Annotated in this window: 21 protein-coding genes; 17 read left to right on the top strand and 4 right to left on the bottom strand. The window is 31.3% G+C overall.

Features of this window, described 5'->3' with window-relative positions:
- Positions 1–46: 46 nt before the first annotated feature.
- The 7 genes from ispE (at position 47) to spoIIR (ending at position 6,572) form a co-directional block, all read left to right on the top strand.
- The gene (ispE, locus tag FDN13_RS06670; RefSeq protein ID WP_138979494.1) at positions 47–901 is read left to right on the top strand and encodes a 4-(cytidine 5'-diphospho)-2-C-methyl-D-erythritol kinase; all 855 of its coding nucleotides are present in this window, start codon (positions 47–49) and stop codon (positions 899–901) included.
- Between the two features lie 11 nt (positions 902–912).
- Positions 913–1,641 carry an NTP transferase domain-containing protein gene (locus FDN13_RS06665; protein WP_138979493.1) on the top strand — a complete coding sequence of 243 codons (729 nt, stop codon included), beginning with the start codon at positions 913–915 and terminating at the stop codon, positions 1,639–1,641.
- Between the two features lie 91 nt (positions 1,642–1,732).
- The gene (locus FDN13_RS06660) at positions 1,733–1,945 is read left to right on the top strand and encodes a CLC_0170 family protein (protein ID WP_138979492.1); all 213 of its coding nucleotides are present in this window, start codon (positions 1,733–1,735) and stop codon (positions 1,943–1,945) included.
- 11 nt (positions 1,946–1,956) lie between these two features.
- Positions 1,957–3,528 (top strand): spore germination protein, encoded by a 1,572-nt coding sequence (locus FDN13_RS06655; protein WP_138979491.1) that lies wholly within the window; start codon positions 1,957–1,959, stop codon positions 3,526–3,528.
- Entirely contained in the window at positions 3,515–4,618 is a 1,104-nt protein-coding gene (locus FDN13_RS06650) for a GerAB/ArcD/ProY family transporter (RefSeq protein ID WP_138979490.1), read from the top strand. The genes FDN13_RS06655 and FDN13_RS06650 overlap by 14 nt, the downstream gene beginning before the upstream one ends.
- Positions 4,608–5,795: a Ger(x)C family spore germination protein gene (locus tag FDN13_RS06645; protein ID WP_138979489.1), complete on the top strand. Its 1,188-nt coding sequence runs from the start codon at positions 4,608–4,610 to the stop codon at positions 5,793–5,795. The genes FDN13_RS06650 and FDN13_RS06645 overlap by 11 nt, the downstream gene beginning before the upstream one ends.
- 69 nt (positions 5,796–5,864) lie before the next feature.
- Entirely contained in the window at positions 5,865–6,572 is a 708-nt protein-coding gene (gene spoIIR / locus FDN13_RS06640; RefSeq protein WP_138979488.1) for a stage II sporulation protein R, read from the top strand.
- Between the two features lie 6 nt (positions 6,573–6,578).
- Here the strand turns inward: spoIIR and FDN13_RS06635 are convergent, their stop codons facing one another.
- Entirely contained in the window at positions 6,579–7,694 is a 1,116-nt protein-coding gene (locus tag FDN13_RS06635; protein WP_138979487.1) for an MGDG synthase family glycosyltransferase, read from the bottom strand.
- 194 nt (positions 7,695–7,888) lie between these two features.
- Between FDN13_RS06635 and ypeB the strand changes: the two genes are divergently transcribed.
- The 8 genes from ypeB (at position 7,889) to glpX (ending at position 15,409) form a co-directional block, all read left to right on the top strand.
- Positions 7,889–9,244, top strand: coding sequence for a germination protein YpeB (ypeB, locus tag FDN13_RS06630; RefSeq protein WP_138979486.1), 1,356 nt, complete (start codon positions 7,889–7,891; stop codon positions 9,242–9,244).
- 67 nt (positions 9,245–9,311) lie between these two features.
- The gene (locus FDN13_RS06625) at positions 9,312–9,491 is read left to right on the top strand and encodes a small, acid-soluble spore protein, alpha/beta type (RefSeq protein WP_138979485.1); all 180 of its coding nucleotides are present in this window, start codon (positions 9,312–9,314) and stop codon (positions 9,489–9,491) included.
- A gap of 552 nt (positions 9,492–10,043) precedes the next feature.
- Positions 10,044–10,850 carry a glutamate racemase gene (gene murI / locus FDN13_RS06620; protein WP_138979484.1) on the top strand — a complete coding sequence of 269 codons (807 nt, stop codon included), beginning with the start codon at positions 10,044–10,046 and terminating at the stop codon, positions 10,848–10,850.
- A 20-nt stretch (positions 10,851–10,870) separates the two neighbouring features.
- Positions 10,871–11,293: a DUF1934 domain-containing protein gene (locus FDN13_RS06615; protein ID WP_138979483.1), complete on the top strand. Its 423-nt coding sequence runs from the start codon at positions 10,871–10,873 to the stop codon at positions 11,291–11,293.
- A gap of 111 nt (positions 11,294–11,404) precedes the next feature.
- Positions 11,405–12,046: an MBL fold metallo-hydrolase gene (locus FDN13_RS06610; RefSeq protein WP_138979482.1), complete on the top strand. Its 642-nt coding sequence runs from the start codon at positions 11,405–11,407 to the stop codon at positions 12,044–12,046.
- 151 nt (positions 12,047–12,197) lie between these two features.
- Positions 12,198–13,808 (top strand): CTP synthase, encoded by a 1,611-nt coding sequence (locus FDN13_RS06605; RefSeq protein WP_138979481.1) that lies wholly within the window; start codon positions 12,198–12,200, stop codon positions 13,806–13,808.
- 95 nt (positions 13,809–13,903) lie between these two features.
- Entirely contained in the window at positions 13,904–14,272 is a 369-nt protein-coding gene (locus tag FDN13_RS06600; protein ID WP_138979480.1) for a hypothetical protein, read from the top strand.
- Between the two features lie 168 nt (positions 14,273–14,440).
- Positions 14,441–15,409 (top strand): class II fructose-bisphosphatase, encoded by a 969-nt coding sequence (gene glpX, locus FDN13_RS06595; RefSeq protein ID WP_138979479.1) that lies wholly within the window; start codon positions 14,441–14,443, stop codon positions 15,407–15,409.
- Between the two features lie 144 nt (positions 15,410–15,553).
- On the opposite strand, the gene FDN13_RS06590 is transcribed toward glpX, so the two are convergent.
- Positions 15,554–17,266, bottom strand: a complete 1,713-nt coding sequence (locus tag FDN13_RS06590; RefSeq protein WP_138978594.1) for an IS1634 family transposase — start codon at positions 17,264–17,266, stop codon at positions 15,554–15,556.
- A gap of 547 nt (positions 17,267–17,813) precedes the next feature.
- A complete protein-coding gene (locus tag FDN13_RS06585) occupies positions 17,814–18,854 on the bottom strand; it encodes an IS6 family transposase (protein WP_138979478.1) in 1,041 nt (346 codons plus the stop codon).
- Between the two features lie 121 nt (positions 18,855–18,975).
- Between FDN13_RS06585 and rho the strand changes: the two genes are divergently transcribed.
- On the top strand, positions 18,976–20,349 hold the full coding sequence (rho, locus tag FDN13_RS06580) for a transcription termination factor Rho (protein ID WP_138979477.1): 1,374 nt from the start codon (positions 18,976–18,978) through the stop codon (positions 20,347–20,349).
- A 189-nt stretch (positions 20,350–20,538) separates the two neighbouring features.
- Here rho and FDN13_RS06575 read toward each other — a convergent pair whose 3' ends face one another.
- The gene (locus FDN13_RS06575; protein ID WP_138978399.1) at positions 20,539–21,585 is read right to left on the bottom strand and encodes an IS30 family transposase; all 1,047 of its coding nucleotides are present in this window, start codon (positions 21,583–21,585) and stop codon (positions 20,539–20,541) included.
- 272 nt (positions 21,586–21,857) lie between these two features.
- On the opposite strand from FDN13_RS06575, the gene rpmE reads away from it, so the two are divergent.
- Positions 21,858–22,070: a 50S ribosomal protein L31 gene (rpmE, locus tag FDN13_RS06570; RefSeq protein WP_138981040.1), complete on the top strand. Its 213-nt coding sequence runs from the start codon at positions 21,858–21,860 to the stop codon at positions 22,068–22,070.
- Positions 22,071–22,113: the final 43 nt, after the last annotated feature.

Raw genomic sequence — 22,113 nt, 5'->3', positions numbered from 1 at the left:
TATAATATATTATTACACACAGATAATATTGAGAGGTGGGATAAATATGGACGAAATTAAAATTGTATGTCCCGCTAAGATAAATCTTTCCCTTGATGTTTTAGGAAAGAGAGAAGATGGATATCATTTTGTTAAAATGCTAATGCAAAGTATAAGCCTTGAGGATTTAATTACCGTAAGAAAAAGTAATAATGAGATTAAAATTTATTGTGATACTAAAGATGTTCCTTGTAATGAAACTAATTCTGCATATAAAGCAGCAAAACTTATGTTTGAAAAATTTAATATTTCTGGAGGGGTTGAAATCCTCATTGATAAAAAAATACCTGTTGCAGCAGGGCTTGCAGGGGGAAGTACTGATGCAGCAGGTGTTATAAAGGCAGTAAATGAACTTTATGACTTGAAATTGTCACTTGATGAGATGATGAAAATAGGAGTTAATATAGGAGCTGATGTTCCATTTTGCATTTTAGGCGGGACAGCACTTGCAGAAGGAATAGGAGAAATATTAACCCCCATAAAGCCTTTAGGTGGACTTTGGTGTGTACTTGCAAAACCTCAATTTTCAGTATCGACAAGGGAGGTTTATAGCAAACTTAAAATAGATGAAATACCAAAGCATCCTGATATTGAAAGATTGATAGGCTATATTGAAAAAGGCGATTACGTAAACCTTGCAGAAAACATGGTAAATGTTTTAGAAAATGTTACTATAAAGGAATATCCTATTATATTTGAAATAAAAAATATAATGATGGAATTTAATGCTTTAGGGAGTCTTATGAGTGGAAGTGGGCCAACGGTTTTTGGGATGTTTGAAAGTAAAAATGCTGCGGAGAAATGCTATAATAGATTAAGGGATTACCTTAAAGAAGTTTTCCTTGTTAAAACTTGCAATTAGGAGGGATATACATGGTAAATGCTCTGATTTTAGCAGGAGATGAGGACTCTAATGGACAGCCTAAGGCTCTTTTAAAGATAAAATCCATGTATATGATTGAATACGTGATTAAAGCTTTAAGAGAATCAGGGGTAATCTCAAAAATATATGTAACAGGAAATGAAGCTTTAAATGAAAAGATTAGCGATATAGTAGATGGATTTATTAAAAGTAATGGCAGTATTATGAATAATATTAGAAATAGTATAAAACAAATAGGAGATTATAATAATCCTATTTTGATTTGCACTTCAGATATACCTATGGTAAAGGGGGAGGCCATAAGGGATTTTGTAAAAAGATGTGAAGAAATGGGGCTTGATGTTGGATACCCTATTATTGATAAGAGGCTAAATGATGATAAATATCCTGAAGTTAAAAGAACTTATGTTAAAATGAAGGAAGGAGTATATACAGGAGGAAATATTGTATATATAAATCCTAAAGTTGCAGAAAACTGTACTAAAAAGGCAGAGCAACTTATTGAGTATAGAAAAAAGCCTTTGAAAATGGGACAGGTTCTTGGGTTTTCCTTCCTCTTAAGGCTTGCATTTGGCATACTTCCGGTTAAGGATGTAGAAAAAAAAATATGTAGCATGTTTCAGGTAAAAGGAGCTGCTATTGCAACGCCTTACCCTGAAATTGGAAATGATGTTGATAAAGAGGCAGATATTGATTTTGTAAATAAGTACATATCTTAAATAGGGATTTAGGGCAGCATTGCTGCCTTTTTTGTTTTGTTTAGAATAAATTAGAATATATTAGCACAAATTATATAAGAAGGTGAGAGAAATGTATAATATATTAAGTTTTATAGTAAATACCTTTGATTTAACAGTATATATTCTTTTTTTAATTTCAGGGGCTATTTTGATATTTATAGATTCAAAGGATTATAAGAAAAATAATTTGACAAAAGAATATAAATTTACAAGGGTTACTGGTATTCTATACATAATTTTTGGAACGGTGTTATTTATTGCAGCAAGATATATAAGGATATAGAGGTGGTTTAAATGACATTTTGGAATAAAGGCAGGTTTAAATCTCCAAAGCCTATAATTGAATATAAGCCACAAAGCAGTACGGATATAAGTGAAAAGATAGATGATAATATATCTAAAATTAAGGAAACATTTAAAGGATGTGATGATGTTGTCTTTAGGGAGTTTTATGTAGGCAGCAGCAATGGAAGGAAAATGTTTTTGACCTACATAGATGGAATGAGTGATAAGGATCTTTTGAATGATTTTGTGCTGATGCCTCTTATGCTTATAAGTAGAGCAGTAAAGCCTGAGCTTGAAGATATAAAAGATAATATTGCTGAATCTATAAAAAAATCTTCTATGGCTGTTACTGATTTTAGGGAAGTTAAAAAAATTGAGGATGCTTATGTTGCTATTTTATCTGGTGAAACAGCTCTTTTTATAGATGGGTATAATAAGGCTATTATTATTGCAACAAGGCTTTGGCCTGCAAGAAATACAAGTGAACCTACAGCAGAAACTGTAATTAGAGGGCCAAGGGATGGATTTGTTGAAACAATACGTTTTAATACAGCACTTATTAGGAGAAGAATAAGAGATACAAGGCTTAAAGTTAAGCAATTACAAGTTGGAGAAAGATCAAAAACCGATATTGCAATAATATATATAGATGATATAGCAGACAAAAGAGTACTTGAGGAAGTTGAAAGGAGAATAAATAAAATTAGCATAGATGCAATTATTGATAGCGGTTATATACAACAGTTTATAGAAGATAGACAGTTCACCCCTTTTCCTCAGATTCAGACAACAGAGAGACCTGATGTTGTTGCAGGAGCTATTTACGAGGGAAGAATTGCTATAATCGTTGATAATTCACCCTTTGCATTAATTGTTCCTGTTACATTAAATGCCTTTTTGCAATCTTCAGAGGATTATTATTCTCGCTCAAGTATTACAACTTTTGTAAGGTTTTTAAGGCTTTTATCAGGGGCAATATCCATTATTGCACCTGGAACTTATATAGGGCTTATTTCTTTTAATCCTGGTGTAATTCCTACAAAGCTGCTTTTTTCAATTGCAGCATCCAGAGAGGGCGTTCCTTTCCCGGCTTATATAGAGGCCTTTGTTATGGAATTTACTATTGAGTTTTTAAGGGAAGCAGGAGTTAGACTTCCAAGGCCTATTGGTTCAACTATTGGAATAGTTGGAGGTCTTGTAATAGGGCAGGCTGCAGTTCAAGCAGGAATAGTAAGCCCGATAATGGTTATTGTAGTTGCAGTTACTGCAATAGCCTCCTTTTCAATTCCTAACTATGAACTTGCTGCTGGATTTAGGCTAATAAGATTCTTGCTTATGATACTGGCATCAATATATGGCCTTTATGGTGTCATGCTTGGGATGATAGCAACTTTAATACACCTTGTTAATATTAAAAGCTTTGGAACGCCCTTTATGGCTCCTCTTGCACCTTTTGAAAGTGAAGATATTAAAGATAGCGTGTTTTTAAGGCTTTCATGGAAATACATGAAAAAAAGGCCAAAGCATTATGATCCTCAGGATGAAATAAGGCAGGGGAGTGGAGAAAATGACACCAAATGATGATAAGATATCAACTTTCCAGCTTGGAGTTTTTATATTTAATACAGTTTTTGGCATAGGAATACTGTCTCTACCATCAAGCCTTACAAAGGTAGCAGAAAATGATGGATGGATACTTTGTATACTATCTGGTTTATTGTGTATATTATTTATCTATTTAATGTGTTATGTTGGGCAAAAATACTCCCAATACGGCCTTGTTGGTACTTTAAAAAAACTATTTGGAAGATTTATAGGGAGTATAATGGCTCTGCCAGTAATAGTATATTTAATATTTTTTGCTGGAGTAGAGATAAGGCTCTTTGCTGAAACTGCGAAGCTTTATCTTTTGCCCAATACTCCACTTGAATTTATCATATTACCTCTTATTTTTCTAATGGTTATCCTTGTAAGAGCTGGAGTTGAAGCTATAGCAAGGTTTTATGAAACTATAATGCCTGTCATTATTTTTTTAATATTTATCTTGCTTTTAGTGACTATTCCCAATAGTGATTATTCAAATATAAGGCCTTTTCTTGGTACGCCTTTGATTAAAATCATAAAAGGAGTTGGTGTGGCTGCTTTTTCATACGCTGGGTTTGAAGTTCTGCTTGTTCTATTTCCTTACTTGAGAAGCCCAAAAAAGGCCTTTAAATCTTCGAGTATGGCTTTGATTGTTATAATAGTATGTTATGCATTAGTTGAAATCCAATGTATTGCAAAATTTGGGGTGAAAGAAACTCAAGCTTTAATTTACCCAACTGTTTCACTGGTTAGGGCATCACAGGTTCCAGGAGGGTTTGTTGAAAGGCTTGAAGGACTTCTTGTTGCACTTTGGGTAATCTCAGTATTTACTACCCTGGTAGGATTAACATTTTCGTTTTCAATTGTTGCAGCAGATTTTTTAAATCATAAAAAACAAAAGCATATAGTGACAATGTCTATACCAATTATATATATAATTGCCCTTATTGGTGACAGTATTGTTGAGATTTTTAATATAAGCGATAGAATTACAAATACATTTGGGTTTTATGTAATTGCACTGTTGCCTTTACTTATGTTTATATTTTCTCTTTTTAAAAAGGATGTGAAAAAGGGTGAAAATTAAAAAAGGGATTTTATTCTTATTGATAATTGAACTAATATTTACTACAGGATGCTGGGACAGGGTTGAAATTGAGCAAAGAGGGATTGTAGGTGCAGCTTCTTTAGATGTTACTGATGATGCAGAAGAAACATTAAATATAACAAAACAAATGAGTGCTAATAGCAAAATAAACGAGAATTTGGAAGGGCCATTAAAATCTGTTTTTGGCGTCATAATTCCTTCAAAAATTCAGGTAGGTGAAAAGGCTTACGAAACAATTGAAGTTAAAGCTGCAAATATGCCTGATTCTTTAGAAAAACTTGGTCAAAAAATGTCGAGAACTCCTTATTTTGCACAAATGAGAATGATGTATTTTTCGGAAAAGTTTATTAAAAATCAAAAGGTTTTTATAGAAGCTTTAGATCGTTTGGACAAAAGCCCAAAAATAAATGAAACAGCTTATGTAGTAGTTGTAAAAGGGGATATTGACATATTAGCTAAAGTTGAGCCTAAGATTGAAAGCACATTAGCAGCATATATATTAGGGATTACAGAAAACTCAAAAATAACATCAAATACTTCGGCTTTGCCTCTTTATAAGTTAATTTCAAATTTAAGAAATAATAATGGCTCTTGTGCAATACCTGTACTGGAAGTAAAAGAAAAAGGAGACGATTATGATCTAATTATAAATAAACTTGCATTAATTAAAGATTATAAATTTTTATCATATCTTGATACTAAATATGTTAAAGTATTTAGAATTATGAATAATAACTTTAAAAAAGGAAGGATTCTTGTAAATTATGAAGATACAATAATCCCTTATTATATATACACTTTAAATAAAAGGATTTGGATTGAAGAAAATGAAAATAAGCTTAAATTCAATGTTAAGATTGAATTTGAGGGTGATGCAGAAGAATACAAATTTGGCAAAGAGGTATTTAATGAAGAGATAATAGAAAAAATGAGCAAAGCAATAGAAGAATATGCTAAAAAGGAGTTTGAAGAAACTACAGAATATTTTCAAAAGGTTATAGGAAGTGATTATTTAGGGTTTGGAGACTATACACATAAATATAATAATAAAATTTATCAAAAGTATAAAGATAATTGGGATGAAGTTTTTAGAAATTCTGAAATAAAATATGAAGTTAAAGCTTTTATAAGAAGGATAGGTATAGCAAAAGAGTAAATTTTAATGTTTAAAATCTGAAATTTTGGAAATACTTAAAGATAACATATAAATTCAGGGTGATTAATTATGAAAAAACTTATTTGTTATATTGTGTTGCCAATTATAATAATTTCTTTGTTTTTTATATCAAATAAAGCTGAAAATACAAAGGGAATTAATCAAAAACTTCTAAGATTCCATGTAATTGCCAACAGCGATTCAATTGATGATCAAAATGTAAAACTAAAGGTTAGGGATGCAATCTTAAAGAGCATTGGTCCTGAAATGGCAAAATGCTCTAATGTAAATGAATCTATAAAAGTGATAGAGGCAAATAAGGATAAAATAGAAAAGATATCAAACGATGTTTTGAAAGAAGAAGGTAAAAACTATACTGCAAAGGTAATGCTTGGGGAGTTTAGTTTTCCTGTAAAAACTTATGGTTTTATAACTCTTCCAGCAGGTAATTATAAGGCTGTTAGAGTTGTTTTAGGAAACGGTGATGGTAAAAATTGGTGGTGCGTTATGTTTCCTCCTCTGTGCTTTATTGATATTACAAAAGGTGTTACATCAAAGGAAACTGATGAAGAGCTTAGAAAAGTTTTAGATGAAGATGAGATAGAAAGCATAACTGCCTTTAAGCAGATTGATGAAAAGGTAGAAGTAGTATCAAAGGTAAAAAATGAAGGTATTAGTAAGAATAATAATTATAAAAATAATAAAGGTATTGAAATTAGACTTAAAAGTGTTGAGATATTTGACAAATTAAAAGAAATGATAAAAAATAACCTGTAATTCAGGTTATTTTTTTGCCTTTTCTATTAAAAGCTCACATATATCTTTTGCTGCAGTTGGTTTTGCCTTTTCAAAAGCCATTTTACTCATTTGCTCAAGACGTGATTTGTTTTTTATAAGCTGCCTTACAACGCAAGTTATATCTTTACTATCTTTAATTGTTGCGGCTATTCCGCTGTTTATAAGATAGTTTGCATTTTTTTCTTCATGCCCAGGGATTGTTGAGTTTATTATTATAGGAAGTCCCTTTACTAAAGATTCTGCTATTGTAAGACCTCCTGGTTTTGTTATTAGTATGTCAGTAGCACACATGATTGTATTTATATTTTCTGTATAGCTTAAAATTAAAGATTTTTTCTGGGTGAATCTATGTATATCTTCAATTTTTTCCTTAAGCCTATAATTCCTTCCTGTACATACTATTATCTGTATATCAAGAGGGCTTGAAGATAAGGTTTCATATATTTTTTTTATATTTCCAATACCAAGGCTTCCACCCATTAAAAGAATTGATGGTTTGTTTATATCAAAGCCTAACTGTTGTTTTGCTTTATTTTTATCAATTGATATTAGAAATTTTTGTTCAACAGGAATTCCAAGAGGATATAAAGTATCTATTTCTGCACCTTTTTCAACTGCTTCATCAATGAAGTCTTCATTAGGAATGATATAGCCATCTATACATTCATAAAACCAAAATGAATGTATGGCATAGTCAGTTAAAACTCCCACAGCAGGGATAGATATTTTACCTTTTCGTTTCAAAATTGAAACCATCTCAAGAGGAAAAGGATGGGTACAAAGTATTATGTCTGGATTAGTATCTAAAATAAGGTTTTTAATTTTAATTGATAATATGTGGTTTGCTATTTCTGAAAAACTTGAAATAGTTTCATCTTCATCTGCATGCTCATATAGTTTTGCATATATTTTAGGAGTAACTTTTATGGATTTAAGATAGCTTCCAATAACGATTTTGTTAATCAAGGGATTAATGTATTTTAAAGTATCAATTATGTTCATTTCTACATTTTTGTAGTTTGATTCAAAATAATTTTTAATTGCTTTTGCCGCTTTAAAATGGCCTGTTCCTGCTGATACTGAAAGAGCTAAAACTTTCATATAACCACTCCTGACCTTGCTTAGCTTATGTAAGCATATTTTATTATATCAAAAAATATATTAATTTATAATTGTTATGTTTGTGAAAATTAATTATTAATTATTATGAAACAATTATAAGTATAAAAATCATATAAATGCAAAAAATACCTTTTAGAATGTATGAAAGTTTATTCTATCAAGGGGCGGTATAAATGTTTAAAAAAAGAGCTATATTTGCTTTGATAATTTGTTTTATAGTTGTAGGTTCGACAACTTTTGGAATTCTTATGTATCTTGACAGAAGGGATTATAGAAATTATCTTCAAAATCAGTATGAGAAGGATTTATATGATATAGTAAATGATGTTGAGGGATTATCTGTTTCACTTTCAAAAGTTCCGGTTGCTTCCTCTACAAAACAAAAGATACTTGTTTTTAGTGAGATTTGGAAAAATGCAAGTGATGCTCAACAGAAGCTAAATTCTCTTCCAGTATCACATACTTCAATAAGTCAGACGAGTAAATTTTTAGCCCAAGTTGCTGATTTTAGCTATTCTCTTTTAAAGGCAAGTAATAGTGGGCAAAAGCTTTCACAAACAGAACTAAATAACGTAGAAAAGTTAAGGGACTTTGCAGGTTATCTTAGTATTCAGCTTAGAAATTTTGAAGCATCATTAACAGAAGGTGATATAAAATGGGGTGAAATAAAAGAAGGAGGCAGTACATCTTTTAATAAAGCTGCAAGCAAAACTATAGATGCCCAGTTTAAAACCCTTTCTGATGAGATGCAACAATATCCAACACTTATTTATGACGGCCCCTTTGCTGAAAATGTACTTAATATAAAACCAAGGGTTTTATCTGAAAAAGAGATTAGTCAAAAGGAAGCTAAGGATATAGTTTCAAATATATTAAAAAATAAAAACATAGAAAGCATTAATTTATATAGCGATAAAAAGGGTGAGAAGATTCCAGCTTATTCTTTTACAGTAAAAATAAAAGACAAAAAGGATGAGCAAGTCAATATAGATATAAGCAAAAATGGTGGTAAAGTAGTTTATATGTTATATACAAGGGAAGTTCCAAAATCATCTATAGATATAAAATCAGCAATAAAAAAAGGCATGGAATTCTTGGAAAATAATGGATATAAAGATATGATTCCTACATATTCATTAAAATATGACAACGTTGCTGTTATAAATTATGTTTATGTAAAGGATAAAGTTGTGGTATATCCAGATCAGATAAAGCTTAAGGTCGCACTTGATAATGGGGAAATTATTGGTATAGAAGCAGCCCACTACCTTGTTGCTCATTACGAGAGAGAAATTAAAAAGCCGAGAATTACTGCAAAAGAAGCCAGAGTAAACGTAAGCCAAAACCTTAACGTTAAAAACATAAGGCTTACTATAATACCTATGGAATCCCAAAGAGAGATATTATGTTATGAGTTTTTCGGTGATTATAAAGGAGAGAAGTACCTTGTTTATATAAACGCTTTAGACGGAACAGAGGAAAAAATATTAAAGATTATTGATACAGAAAATGGCGAACTTACTATGTAAATATTGCATGGATACTTTAAATATAACGGGGGAAAATAATAATAGTAACAAGATTAGGGGGGATATTATGAGCAGGCATCACAGCTTAATGTCTGATGAGCTTAAGATGGAGCTTGCAAAGGAACTTGGGGTTTATGACATAGTCCAGCGAGAAGGATGGGGATCAGTACCATCAAGGGACTGTGGCAATCTTGTTACTGCTGCTATTCGCTTAGCTGAAAGAACAGTTCACAATAACTCAAAATAAAGAGCCGGTCTTCCGGCTCTTTTTTATGTTAAAAACTTCAAGATTAGATTTCAGGGACAGTTACTTATTTTAACTAATTTAATAAAAATTTCAAAACTTCAAGGGACGGTTACTTATTTTAGTTAATTTCATATCGATTTGTCAGAAGGGAGAACACTATCTATTTGATAAAAAATTCAAACAAATAAGTAACAGGTCATGACTAAAAGTAGCCACAACGACGGAATGAAAAAGTTTTAGGCTTGTCAAAGGCAACAGCAGGGACGGTTAATTATTATATTAAATAATAGATAAAATATTTTATACATGTCCCCCTGATTTTGCAGATATTGTGTATGAAATAAGTAACCGTCCCTTGGCTTGTACTTTTTTCCTTTTTTGTAAATGGACATTTTCACACTAACCGTCCCTGCTTAACCGCTTATCTTGCTTGTGATATTTACAAATTATTAAAGTTGTTTTATTATTATATGGATAAAATGTTGATTAAATAGTTAAAAATACAATATTGCAGTAATATAATATTATTATAGTATATAAGGCAGGGATATTATGGACAATAGAGCTGTTGGAGTGTTCGATTCAGGAATAGGTGGACTTACTGTAGTGAAAGAGATTATGAAAATACTTCCAAATGAAGATATTATATATTTTGGAGATACTGCAAGAGTTCCTTATGGTAGTAAATCTACTGAAACTATTACAAAATTTTCCTTTCAAAATACCAGATTTCTAATGAGTATGAATGTAAAGGCGATTGTTGTTGCATGTAATACTGCTTCTGCGTTAAGCCTTGAAAAACTTCAAGATGAGTTTAAAATACCGATAATAGGAGTTATTGAGCCTGGAGCCAATATGGCAGTTAAGGCTACTTTAACTAATAGAATAGGCATTATTGGGACAGAAGGGACTATTGGTAGTAGAGCTTATGAAAAAGCTATAAAAAAGTTAAAGCCGGAGGCGGAGCTTTTTGCATATCCATGCCCGTTGTTTGTACCAATAGTTGAAGAGGGATGGGCACAGACTGAAGTATCACTACTTGTTGCAAAAGAGTATTTAAAGCCATTAAGACAACTTAATATTGATACCCTTGTTATGGGATGTACCCACTATCCTCTTTTAACAAATGTTGTCAGTGAGGTTATGGGAAAAAGTGTAAAATTAATAAACCCAGCCGAAGCTACTGCTGCTAAACTAAAGGAAATATTATATGCAAATAATCTTCAAAATAATATAAACAAAGAAGGGAATTATAAGTATTATGTAAGCGATAATCCGGGAAGATTTTCAACAGTTGGAGGAAGGTTTCTAAATAGTGATATTACAGAAATCATAAAGATTGATATCGAAAAGTACTAAAAGAAAAAGGAGGGTAAAAAATGGAATACAAGGCTTTAATTTCAGTTAAGACTAAACAGGCAATAGATGGAGAGTATGAAACCATTGAACTCATTACTGAAGGAAAATTTTTTAAGGAAGATAATAGATATATGGCAGAATATGAAGAATCAGAAATATCTGGTATGGAAGGTACAAAGACAACTTTAAAAATTGAAGATAATTCCTTAACTATAATTAGAAGAGGAACTACTAATTCAAATCTTGTATTTAAAAAAGGAGTTAGTGACAGAAGTATTTATAGTACTCCATTTGGTTCACTGGAGGTTTTGATAAAACCAACTAAGGTAGATATTGATATTAATGAAAAAGGTGGAAAGGTTGAACTTGAATATAGGATGGAAGCTGCAGGGTTTGAGCCTATAGATAATTCTCTTGAGCTGAATATTAAGCCATTACAGTAATTTTTTACTGTAATGGCTTAATATTCAATAAATTTTTTTAAAATCTATTGAATATTATTTATAATAATGGTAAAACTATCTCAAGATTATATAATTAAATGGAGGGGTTTTATGAGAATTAAATGGCTTGGACATGCATGTTTTAAAATTACTTATAGTGATGGTGTAAGGGTTCTTACAGATCCGTTTGATGATAATGTTGGCTATAAAATTCCATCTGTCGAAGCGGATATTGTTACCGTAAGCCACAATCATTATGATCATAATTTTACTGATTGTATTAAAGGGAAATTTGAGCTTGTAAATAAGGTTGGAAATTTTTATATAAAGGATGTTGCTATAACAGGTATACATACATATCATGATGAAGTTAATGGAGCCAAAAGAGGAGATAATACAGTTTATGTATTTGAAAAAGAAGGAATAAGGGTTTGCCATCTTGGTGATTTGGGGCATGTTTTATCTGATGAGCAAATTAAAATGCTTGGTAAAGTTGATGTGCTTTTAATACCTGTTGGAGGAACATATACCGTAAATTCTGATGAAGCATTTGAAATAGTAAATAAAATTAAACCAGGTATAGTAATACCTATGCATTATAAAACACCTGCACTTAAAATGAATTTAGATGAAGTGGATAAATTCCTTAAATACTTTAATAGAGTTGAAAAATTGAAATCCCAAGTTGTTGAGATAAATAATGAAAACCTTAATAATACTGAAACTTTAGTTTATGTGTTAAATTATGAATAGACGGATACCCGTCTATTTATATTTTTTTGTTTTAAAAATTTTATATATGGTATACTAATTTATGTATAAATTTCAAGATTATTTTTGGTTGATTTAAGTAGATATTTGAAGTAAAATAATAAAGTTAATGTTTTGGATTAGGAGGGGAACTATGGCAACCAAATATATATTTGTTACGGGTGGAGTTACATCATCCCTTGGAAAAGGTATTACTTCCTCATCCCTTGGAAGGCTTTTAAAATCAAGGGGGCTTAAAGTATCTATACAGAAGTTCGATCCATATATAAACGTTGATCCTGGCACGATGAGTCCATACCAGCACGGAGAGGTATTTGTAACTGATGATGGTGCTGAAACTGATTTGGATCTTGGTCACTATGAAAGATTCATTGATGAAAACCTTTCAAAAAATAGCAATGTCACAACAGGAAAGATTTACTGGTCGGTTATTCAAAAGGAAAGAAAAGGCGAATATCTTGGTGGTACGGTTCAAGTAATCCCTCATATTACAAATGAGATAAAACAAAGAGTTTACAGAGTTGCAAAGGAAAGAGATGTTGATGTTGTAATTACGGAAATAGGTGGAACAGTTGGAGATATTGAAAGTCTTCCTTTTCTTGAAGCGATAAGACAAATAAAATATGAAGTAGGAAGAGAAAACGTTTGTTTTATACATGTAACCCTTGTACCCTATCTTTCAAAGGCAGGAGAGCTTAAAACAAAGCCAACCCAGCATTCAGTAAAAGATTTAAGAGGCATAGGTATACAACCTGATATTATAGTATGTAGATCTGAAAAACCTCTATCAGCAGAGTTAAAAGATAAGATTGGGCTATTTTGCAATATAGATGGAGAATCTGTAATACAAAATCTTGATGCTGAAACTTTATATGAAGTTCCACTTCTTTTAAAAGAAGAAGGTCTTGATGATCTTGTTGTTAAAAAGCTGCATTTAAACTGTGGCGAGGCACAGCTTGACGAATGGAAGGATATGGTTAACAGGCTTAAAAACCTAAAGGAGAATGTTAAAATTGCTCTTGTTGGTAAATATGTTGAACTTCATGATGCTTATCTTTCAGTTGTTGAAGCTTTAAAACATGCTGGAATTTCAAATGATGCTGAAGTTGAAATAGAGTGGATAAACTCCTGTGAAGTTGATGAAAATAACTATAAAGATATATTAAAAGGCTGCGATGGAATTTTAGTTCCAGGAGGCTTTGGAGATAGGGGAATAGAAGGTAAAATACTTGCTATAAGATATGCAAGGGAAAATAATGTTCCTTTCCTTGGAATATGCCTTGGCATGCAGTGTGCTGTTATTGAGTTTGCTAGAAATGTTTTAGGGTTAAGTGGTGCAAACAGCTCAGAGATAGATCCAGAAACAAAATATCCTGTTATTGATCTTATGCCGGAGCAAAAAGATATTGATGAAAAGGGAGGAACAATGAGGCTTGGGCTTTACCCATGCAAGTTAAAAGAAGGAACATTCTCTTATGAGGCATATAATGATAAAGTTATATATGAAAGGCACAGACATAGATATGAATTCAATAATGAATTTAGATCCCAGTTTGCTGCAGAAGGAATGATATTTGCTGGAACATCTCCTGACGACAGGCTTGTTGAAATAGTTGAGATTCAAAATCATAAATGGTTTGTAGGAGTTCAGTTCCATCCTGAATTTAAATCAAGACCAAACAGGTCACATCCTCTTTTTAGGGATTTTATAGCTGCAGCTTTAAAAAATAGAAAATGTAAATAAAAGGGCATAAGCCCTTTTTTTGTTTTGTGATATTTTTCGACATTAGGAGGATTTATAAAATAAATGGAGAATAAATATTATATGGAGGTGAATATATGATTATAAATACTTCCTGTAAGATTGCAGTGAGATGTAGTAATTGCGGGGAATATAATATAGCTGATGTAGATATATTTAAACTAAAGGAGCCAACAGGTATAAAATGTGAGTGCGGTCAAGTACCTTATAAGGTTAAGAAAATAAATAAAACGTTAATATTTGATATCAGTTGTATTGGTTGTGAAAATATTCATAGTTATAAGTTTAAAATTAGGGATTTAATGTCAAACCAAATAAATATAATTAGTTGCCCTAATTCAGGGATAGAAATAGCTTTTATAGGAAATGAAAGCTATGTAGAAGGCATTGTAGAAAAATATAGAAATGATATGATTGAACTTTTAAAAGCACTAGGCATTAAGTAAGATGAAAAAACATATTTTAATTCTAAAATATGTAAAAAATAGCTTAGTGCTATTTTTTTACACGAAATAGTATAGCACATTAAATTTAAATATATGCTATATTGACGTTTAAATTTTTATAAAATATAATATTTTATATATTATTTAGTGAAATTTGGGGGATTATTTATGAATATTGATCTAGCATTAGGACTGATTAGGGTTACTGAGGCTGCGGCCCTTGGAGGGGCAAAGTTTATGGGCAGAGGAGACAAGAATGCTGCTGATCAGGCAGCTGTTGACGGAATGAGAAAAATGTTTGATTCTCTTGATATTAGAGGTACTGTTGTTATAGGAGAAGGAGAAATGGATGAAGCTCCTATGCTATACATCGGTGAAAAAGTAGGATGTGGGGACGAGAATTCTTTAGAAGTTGACATTGCAGTTGACCCCCTTGATGGAACAAAATGCGTTGCAAGAGGACTTCCTAATGCTCTTGCTGTTGTTGCTTTGGCAACAAAAGGAGGATTGCTTCATGCACCTGATATGTATATGGAAAAGATAGCAGTAGGGCCTAAGGCAAAAGGATGCGTTAGTCTTGATGCTCCTCTTAGTGAAAACATTAAAAATGTAGCAAAAGCTCTTTCAAAATCTGTTGAAGATGTAACGGTTATAATGCTTGATAGAGAAAGACATAATTATCTTATGGATGAAGTAAGAAAGGTTGGAGCAAGAATGAAGCTTATTGGTGATGGAGATATTGCTGCAGCTATTGCAACGGGGTTTGAAGATACTGGCGTTGATATTATGGTAGGTATAGGAGGAGCACCAGAAGGAGTTATTGCTGCAGCAGCTTTAAAATGCCTTGGTGGAGATATGCAGGCAAGACTTTATCCAGAAACTGAAGAAGAAAGACAAAGATGCAAAGAAATGGGAATAGAAGATTTAAAAAAAATAATGATGCTTGATGATATAGTAAAGGGTGATGATGTATATTTTGCTGCAACTGGGGTATCCGATGGAGATCTTTTGAAAGGTGTAGTTTATTATCAAAATGAAAGAGCAAGGACTCAATCAGTTGTAATGAGAGCTCAAACTGGAACTGTAAGATTTGTTAATACAATTCATAATCTAAAAATGATGTCAACCGGACGATAACGTCCGGTTTTTTATTGTAAAAATAATATTACCTCTTTACTTTTTCTCATCTTTGACAGTTGCGAGAAGCAAAAAGCCTGTAGAACCATTGAATATCAAGGGCTCTCAGGCTTTTATACTTTTCAAAAAAGTGAACAATGTTTTTTATTTTTTCGTGTCTTTAAAAATTTTCTTCATTTGTTTCATATTAATTATTTGATAATCCGTTCTAAAGCCAAATTTGTCATGTAAATCATCTGTAAAATCAGTCCTTGTATATATTGGAATATAGCCCTCATTCTTAATCTCATAAAAATTCATTTCTCTAAGTCCTGATATAATATCGCTACACGTATATTTTTCTGAAAGCTTTTTTTCTAATAGCCTATATATCATCAGGGAAATGAAACAAGTTGTAAAATGCGCTTTTATTCTATCATCTCTTCTTAAATATACTGGTCTTGCCTTAAACTCTGATTTCATAATACGGAAGGACTCTTCTATTTCCCAACGCCTTCTATTAATTTTTATAATTGCGGCAGCATCATCACTTATATTTGTACATACTGCGTAAAAACCATCATACATTGCCTCTTGTGCTATTAAATCAGCATTAATGCTGTATAATTCTTTTTCAGCTACTTCACCGTCAGGTGTGTAGTGAGTCTTTGAAATAAAGCGTTTGTAATCATTAGCATTACATTTCTTCAATTTTGTAGGATTGGTATCAATAACCTCTTGAGCTCTCTCTATTTGGTTACCTCTTATAGTTCTTTGATAGTTTCTATATTTCAAGGAAAATGTTACAATAAGTTTTTGTTCAAGCCCGTCTTCTTTTATCCAGCGTTCCTTATAAAAAATTTTATTAATATCTGCTTCTTCGTTAATTTCGTTTAAATTATATACTTTGTCTGAATCGCTAAGATGCCATCCTTTGGGGTCTAACGCCCATTCTTTTAAATGTGATTTTAATTTTTTAATAGATTGTGTAGTAATAAAAGCTCGATTTTGTATATTATTAAATTTTCTATTAGCTGTAGATGCAAGCCCTGCATCTGTACAAATGATAAATTTTGAAAGCCCAAATTCGGATATAATTTTTTGCTCTAAAGGTTTTAAAGTTACTTGTTCATTAGTATTACCTTTGTTTATACAAAATGCAAGGGGGATGCCGTCTCCATCCATGAAAAGTCCCATTTGAACAATTGGATTGGGTCTATGTTCCTTCGATACTCCATACTGTTTTAATCCTTCTTCCTGTTCAATTTCAAAGAAATAGTTGGTGCAGTCATAATAGAGAACTCCTTTATTACGATTGCAAACTTTAAGACTGTTCTTATATAATTCTGACTGAATAAAATCTGTTTCTTCTGAAATTACTTCTAAAGCTCTATAAATATGCTGAAGCTCAAAATCAGGCTGCTCAATAAATTTTTTTGATAGTTCGTATGTAGCAAGCTTAGATGATGGATAAATAATTCTTGCATAAATTAATCTTGATAGTATTGAATTTAGATTAAAATTAAATTTATGTTTATCCGAAATATTTTTACAGATATTTTGCAGCCCAAGCTCGTTATATATTTTTTGTAAAAACAAGTAACTACCATTAAAAGTATGCTGTTCGTCTTTGTTAATTTGTTTAACAGGCGAGTATTTTACTAATATTTCTCTTTTCTCTTCTTTTTCTTTTCTATTTAACTCTTCAACGTACCTCTTCCCCCATTCTATAGGGTCTTGTCCGTTTAGTTTTTTTAAAAGTTCATCATAAGTGCCAAGCTTCTCAACTACTTTTGAAGTACGATTGCCTTTTTCATAAACAGATTTAACTACGTATAAGGATGCTGCATTTTTTGATTTAACAATTTGTAATCTCATTTTTTCACATCTCTTCATATATTTATATCTATATTATAACACATTGTTACACATTGTGCACTATAAAAATTTAAAATTTGACAAAAAAATAAGCCTATATCAAGGCTTTAAGGCACTTTTTTTGTCTTGCAACTGTCAAAGACCCGCGTCCGGTTTTTTATTGTAAAAATAATATTACCTCTTTACTTTTTTATCCAGAAGCTATATAATTAATGAGTTAGAATATAGCTATTTAATAGTTTTTGTTTTATAGCCAATTCTATTATCTTTTTAACTTTCGATTATACCTTCCTATATCATCTAATACAGATATTTTCCCCTATAGTTTTTACAGACTTAACAATTACATATTTTATTTGATTGTGTTAAGTAAATATGAAAAAATAGCGTAGCTACACGTATAATTACACAAAATTACACAGTTTTTTTATGTAATCTAAATTAATAAAATTTGATAATACTGGATTTATCAAAAAAAGGCATGCCGAAGGCACCTACTTAAAACTTAAAATGTAGGTGTGTTAAGAATATATGGTTTATTTGAGAATTAAGCAGACAGAAGCCAGTTATTAATATTTTTTTCATCAACTAAAATACCAGCAACTTGTGCAGGAGTTAGATTGTTTAAAGAATAGTGAGGTCTTAAAAAATTATAATGGAAAATAAACATTGCTATTAGAGTGTTTGCACTTTCAAATGATTTAAAACCTCTTTTACGTTTATACCAGTCTTTAAATGTATCATTAAAAGCTTCTAGCAAGTTGTTGGATATATCATCTTTAAATGATTGAACTTTTATGTGTTTTGAAGAATTAAAAATAGTTTTAGTAGCAAGATTATATGAGCCTAATCTATCGGTCACAATAGCCGATGGACATCCAAACTTACTTGCAGATTTAAACAAGGAAAAAGCTTGAGAAGCATCTCTTGAAGGAGATAAATTAAAACCAAGAACCATTCTGGTTTCTGAATCTATAATTAACCAAAGATAATGTTTTTTACCATTAATAAAAACGACAGTTTCGTCGGCATGCCATTCATCAGATGCACTTAAATCAAGATTTTCAGTAAGTTTATTAGCTATACTTAGAAAAATTGGAGCAAATTTTTTGCACCAAGATGCAATAGTTACATGAGAAACTTTGACATTGTAGGTTAGTTTAAAAAATTGAGATATTCTTCTTGTTGAAGAACCATTTAGATAATAGAGGTTAAGTGCAGTAAGAATTAAAAATAATGGAAATCTCATTCTTTTAAAATCTGTCTTTCCTTTAATTAATTCACAAGATGCAGAGGGTATATTAATAGGTTTTGCAACATAAATAGAATGACCACATTTTTTAGAGTTGCAAGTATAATGGGAATAGTACTCATAATCATGGTGCAAATAAGTACCACTACCACAAACAGGACAACGAGGATACCCTCTCAATACACGATTTTTCTTACCCTTATAATCTTCAAGAGTAAACTGACGTCTACAGTCTTTACATTGATATTTTTGATTACCTGCTTTGTCTTTCCCAAAGCGATAGAGATTTTGACTATGGCATCTTGGACATGAAATTTTATTCAATGACTTGCACATAATTTCATCTCTCCTTCGGAGGTATTTTGTTTTTCGCTATATATAAGATAACTCAAAGGAGAGATGAAATTCAAATATCATATAACTTAACAAAACTTTTTATTTACTTTGGAGGTGTGGTATGGATTTTGAAGATTTAAAGCATAAAACACTTGAAGAACTTAGAGAAATTGCAAAACAGTATGATATAAAATCTGTGACTAAATATAGAAAAAGTGAACTTATAGAAGAGATTTTAAAGGTTGATGAGGAAAAGAAAAAAGAAACAGAAGTAAAAAGTGAACCTGTTATTCCTGAAGTTGATAAGTTTGTTGAAGAAATAAAACTTAATGATATAGATGAAGATAAAAGAGGAAAAATGCAAGAGCTTATTGCTGATTCTGAAACAGTTGAAGGGATATTTGAGCTTGTTGAAAATCAGTCATACGGCTTTTTAAGGCTTGATAATTATCAACAAGGCCCAAGGGATATATATGTTTCTCCATCTCAGATAAGGAAGTTTAATATAAAAACAGGAGATAAAATAAAAGGTAAAGCAAGATATCCAAAGGAAACTGAAAAATATAAAGCACTTATATACCTTCAAGAAATAAATGGTGTAGCTCCGGAAAAAGTAATTAATAGAAAGCCTTTTGAAGCATTAACTCCTATATATCCAAATAGGAGGTTAAACCTTGAAACAACAGGGAATGATATTGCCACAAGGCTTATAGATATATTGGCACCAATTGGAAGAGGACAAAGGGGACTTATTGTTGCACCTCCTAAAGCGGGAAAGACAATACTTTTAAAGAAAATTGCAAACGCAATAACTCAAAATTATTCTGATATTGATCTTATTGTTCTTTTAATTGATGAAAGGCCGGAAGAAGTTACTGATATACAAAGATCTATAAAGGGCGAGATTGTATATTCAACCTTTGATGAAGAACCAGAAAATCATATTAGGGTTGCGGAGCTTGTTTTAGAGAGAGCTAAGAGGCTTGTTGAAATGAAAAGGGACGTTGTAATACTTCTTGATAGTATTACAAGGCTTGCAAGGGCATATAACCTTACCATTTCTCCTACAGGAAGAACATTATCAGGAGGGCTTGATCCAGGAGCACTAATTCAGCCTAAAAAATTCTTTGGAGCTGCAAGAAATATAGAAGAAGGAGGCAGTCTTACTATTATTTCAACAGCCCTTGTTGAAACTGGGAGCCGTATGGATGATGTTATATTTGAAGAGTTTAAAGGAACAGGTAATATGGAAGTTCATCTTGATAGAAAACTTCAGGAAAGAAGAATTTTCCCAGCAATAGATATAAACAAATCTGGAACAAGAAAAGAAGAACTTTTATTATCAAACGATGAGTATAATGCAGTTATGGCAATAAGAAGGCTTCTTGCTAATGAAACTACACAAGAGGCAACAGAAAAGCTTTTAACAGCTCTTCTTAGAACTAAAAATAACAAGGAGTTTGTACAGATATTTCCTAAAATAATAAAAGCTTAAATTGCAATAATAAATGCAACACTCTGTGAAAAATCATGTAGTATAAGGACTAAAAATAGTCAAAATAGCCTTAAATCCATCTTAATTATCAATCTATATGTCACGCAGGGGTATGTCAAGGGCTGCGTAGCAGGCGTAGCTTTACCCTTGACATACCACAAGTGGCATCTACAATATTCATAATATGATTTAGGCTATTTTTAATAATTCCTCGTAAAAAAATTTTTCAGGAGTTTTGTAATTTAGTAATTTTCGTGGGAGTGTATTCATCCAATTTTGAATTCTTTTAATGGTATCAATAGATATATCCTTTATACTCTTTCCCTTAGGGATAAAACGACGTATAAGACCATTATGTCGTTCGTTAGTTCCTCTTTCAAAAGAAGAAAAGGGATGGGTATAATATACCTCAACATCATATTTTTTAAGAATGAATTGTAAATTACTAAATTCAACTCCATTATCTGCCGTAATACTCTTGAAAATCTTTTTAAAATTATCCTTATATACTTCCATAAGTCTCTTTATAGAATCATCAACAGACTTAGCATCTTTATTATCTAAAAGCATTATTATTTCATAACGGGATTTACGTTCTGTTAAAGTTAAAAGAGCTTTATCGCCTGATTTTTTACCTATAACAGTATCTATTTCCCAATGTCCAAATTCTTGACGAGAATTAATTTGTTCAGGCCTTAAATCAATACTTTTACCTAAAAGGCGTTTGTTCTCCCTAATTCTTTTCTTTTTAGGTTTTAAATGTGTTTTTAAAGGTAAATCTATATTACGTATAGATAAAAATCCTCTATCAATATAGTTATATAAGGTCTTAGTTGAAACAATGAACTCATCTTTCCAAGAAGGATCAGTTTTGCAATAACCAACGACAGTATCAACAGACCAATTATTTTTACGGATTTTTTCTTCTGCAAATTTTATAAAGGTTTCTACTTTAGCCAATTTAATTTTTGCTCCGCAATTTGAGCGGTGATTTTTATAGACAGCTTGCCCAGTTTCAGGGAAATAACTTGAATAATAAGATAAATCACTTTTTAATTGTGATACAGTACCACGTTTAATTTCACGGCTTATAGTACTTGGACTTCGTCCTAATTTTTTAGCAATATAACGAATACTTTTACCTTCTTTAAGCAAGGCAAAAATTTCTCCACGTTCATAAGATTTCAGATGTTTAAAAGAACGTATAGGTGTGTTATAATTATTTTTATGAACCATAGTGAAAACCTCCTGTATGTTTGGATTTGTCACCTATATCATACATGATTTTCACTATGGTTTAAATATTTTTTACCTGTTGCATTTAATTATACAATGAATCAAAATAATAAAAGATTAGACTTATAGCAAAAACAGTTGATAATATAAATTTTATGTGATATAATTTTAAGAGTCAAAATGCTGGCTTGGTATGTGCATTGTAAGCAGAAATAATAACCATGAAAATGGATTTTTTAGAAATAATACAAGCAGAGAAAGAGGTGATATGGATGAAGGAGAATTTACATCCAAACTATACACATGAAGCAGTAGTTAAGTGCGCTTGTGGCAACACTTTTACAACTGGTTCTGTAAAGAAGGAATTAAAAGTTGAAATCTGCTCAAAGTGCCACCCATTCTTCACTGGAAAACACAAGATGGTTGATACTGGTGGTAGAGTAGAAAAATTCATGAAGAAGTACAACTTAAAGTCAGAAGAATAATAAGACCGGGAATCCGGTCTTTTTTTCTTTTTTGTTGAATATA

It is taken from the genome of Caloramator sp. E03 (genome assembly GCF_006016075.1).
Lineage (GTDB): Bacteria > Bacillota > Clostridia > Clostridiales > Caloramatoraceae > Caloramator_B.
The sequence above is the reverse complement of the archived record's forward strand: the minus strand, read 5'-3'. Positions and strand labels throughout refer to the sequence as shown.

What these genes read in the sequence shown, in the direction of transcription:
- ispE (WP_138979494.1), top strand. Translation starts at nt 47, where the DNA reads ATGGACGAAATTAAAATTGTATGTCCCGCTAAGATAAATCTTTCCCTT.
- FDN13_RS06665 (WP_138979493.1), top strand. Translation starts at nt 913, where the DNA reads ATGGTAAATGCTCTGATTTTAGCAGGAGATGAGGACTCTAATGGACAG.
- FDN13_RS06660 (WP_138979492.1), top strand. Translation starts at nt 1,733, where the DNA reads ATGTATAATATATTAAGTTTTATAGTAAATACCTTTGATTTAACAGTA.
- FDN13_RS06655 (WP_138979491.1), top strand. Translation starts at nt 1,957, where the DNA reads ATGACATTTTGGAATAAAGGCAGGTTTAAATCTCCAAAGCCTATAATT.
- FDN13_RS06650 (WP_138979490.1), top strand. Translation starts at nt 3,515, where the DNA reads ATGACACCAAATGATGATAAGATATCAACTTTCCAGCTTGGAGTTTTT.
- spoIIR (WP_138979488.1), top strand. Translation starts at nt 5,865, where the DNA reads ATGAAAAAACTTATTTGTTATATTGTGTTGCCAATTATAATAATTTCT.
- FDN13_RS06635 (WP_138979487.1), bottom strand. Translation starts at nt 7,694, where the DNA reads ATGAAAGTTTTAGCTCTTTCAGTATCAGCAGGAACAGGCCATTTTAAA.
- ypeB (WP_138979486.1), top strand. Translation starts at nt 7,889, where the DNA reads ATGTTTAAAAAAAGAGCTATATTTGCTTTGATAATTTGTTTTATAGTT.
- FDN13_RS06625 (WP_138979485.1), top strand. Translation starts at nt 9,312, where the DNA reads ATGAGCAGGCATCACAGCTTAATGTCTGATGAGCTTAAGATGGAGCTT.
- murI (WP_138979484.1), top strand. Translation starts at nt 10,044, where the DNA reads ATGGACAATAGAGCTGTTGGAGTGTTCGATTCAGGAATAGGTGGACTT.
- FDN13_RS06615 (WP_138979483.1), top strand. Translation starts at nt 10,871, where the DNA reads ATGGAATACAAGGCTTTAATTTCAGTTAAGACTAAACAGGCAATAGAT.
- FDN13_RS06610 (WP_138979482.1), top strand. Translation starts at nt 11,405, where the DNA reads ATGAGAATTAAATGGCTTGGACATGCATGTTTTAAAATTACTTATAGT.
- FDN13_RS06605 (WP_138979481.1), top strand. Translation starts at nt 12,198, where the DNA reads ATGGCAACCAAATATATATTTGTTACGGGTGGAGTTACATCATCCCTT.
- FDN13_RS06600 (WP_138979480.1), top strand. Translation starts at nt 13,904, where the DNA reads ATGATTATAAATACTTCCTGTAAGATTGCAGTGAGATGTAGTAATTGC.
- glpX (WP_138979479.1), top strand. Translation starts at nt 14,441, where the DNA reads ATGAATATTGATCTAGCATTAGGACTGATTAGGGTTACTGAGGCTGCG.
- FDN13_RS06590 (WP_138978594.1), bottom strand. Translation starts at nt 17,266, where the DNA reads ATGAGATTACAAATTGTTAAATCAAAAAATGCAGCATCCTTATACGTA.
- FDN13_RS06585 (WP_138979478.1), bottom strand. Translation starts at nt 18,854, where the DNA reads ATGTGCAAGTCATTGAATAAAATTTCATGTCCAAGATGCCATAGTCAA.
- rho (WP_138979477.1), top strand. Translation starts at nt 18,976, where the DNA reads ATGGATTTTGAAGATTTAAAGCATAAAACACTTGAAGAACTTAGAGAA.
- FDN13_RS06575 (WP_138978399.1), bottom strand. Translation starts at nt 21,585, where the DNA reads ATGGTTCATAAAAATAATTATAACACACCTATACGTTCTTTTAAACAT.
- rpmE (WP_138981040.1), top strand. Translation starts at nt 21,858, where the DNA reads ATGAAGGAGAATTTACATCCAAACTATACACATGAAGCAGTAGTTAAG.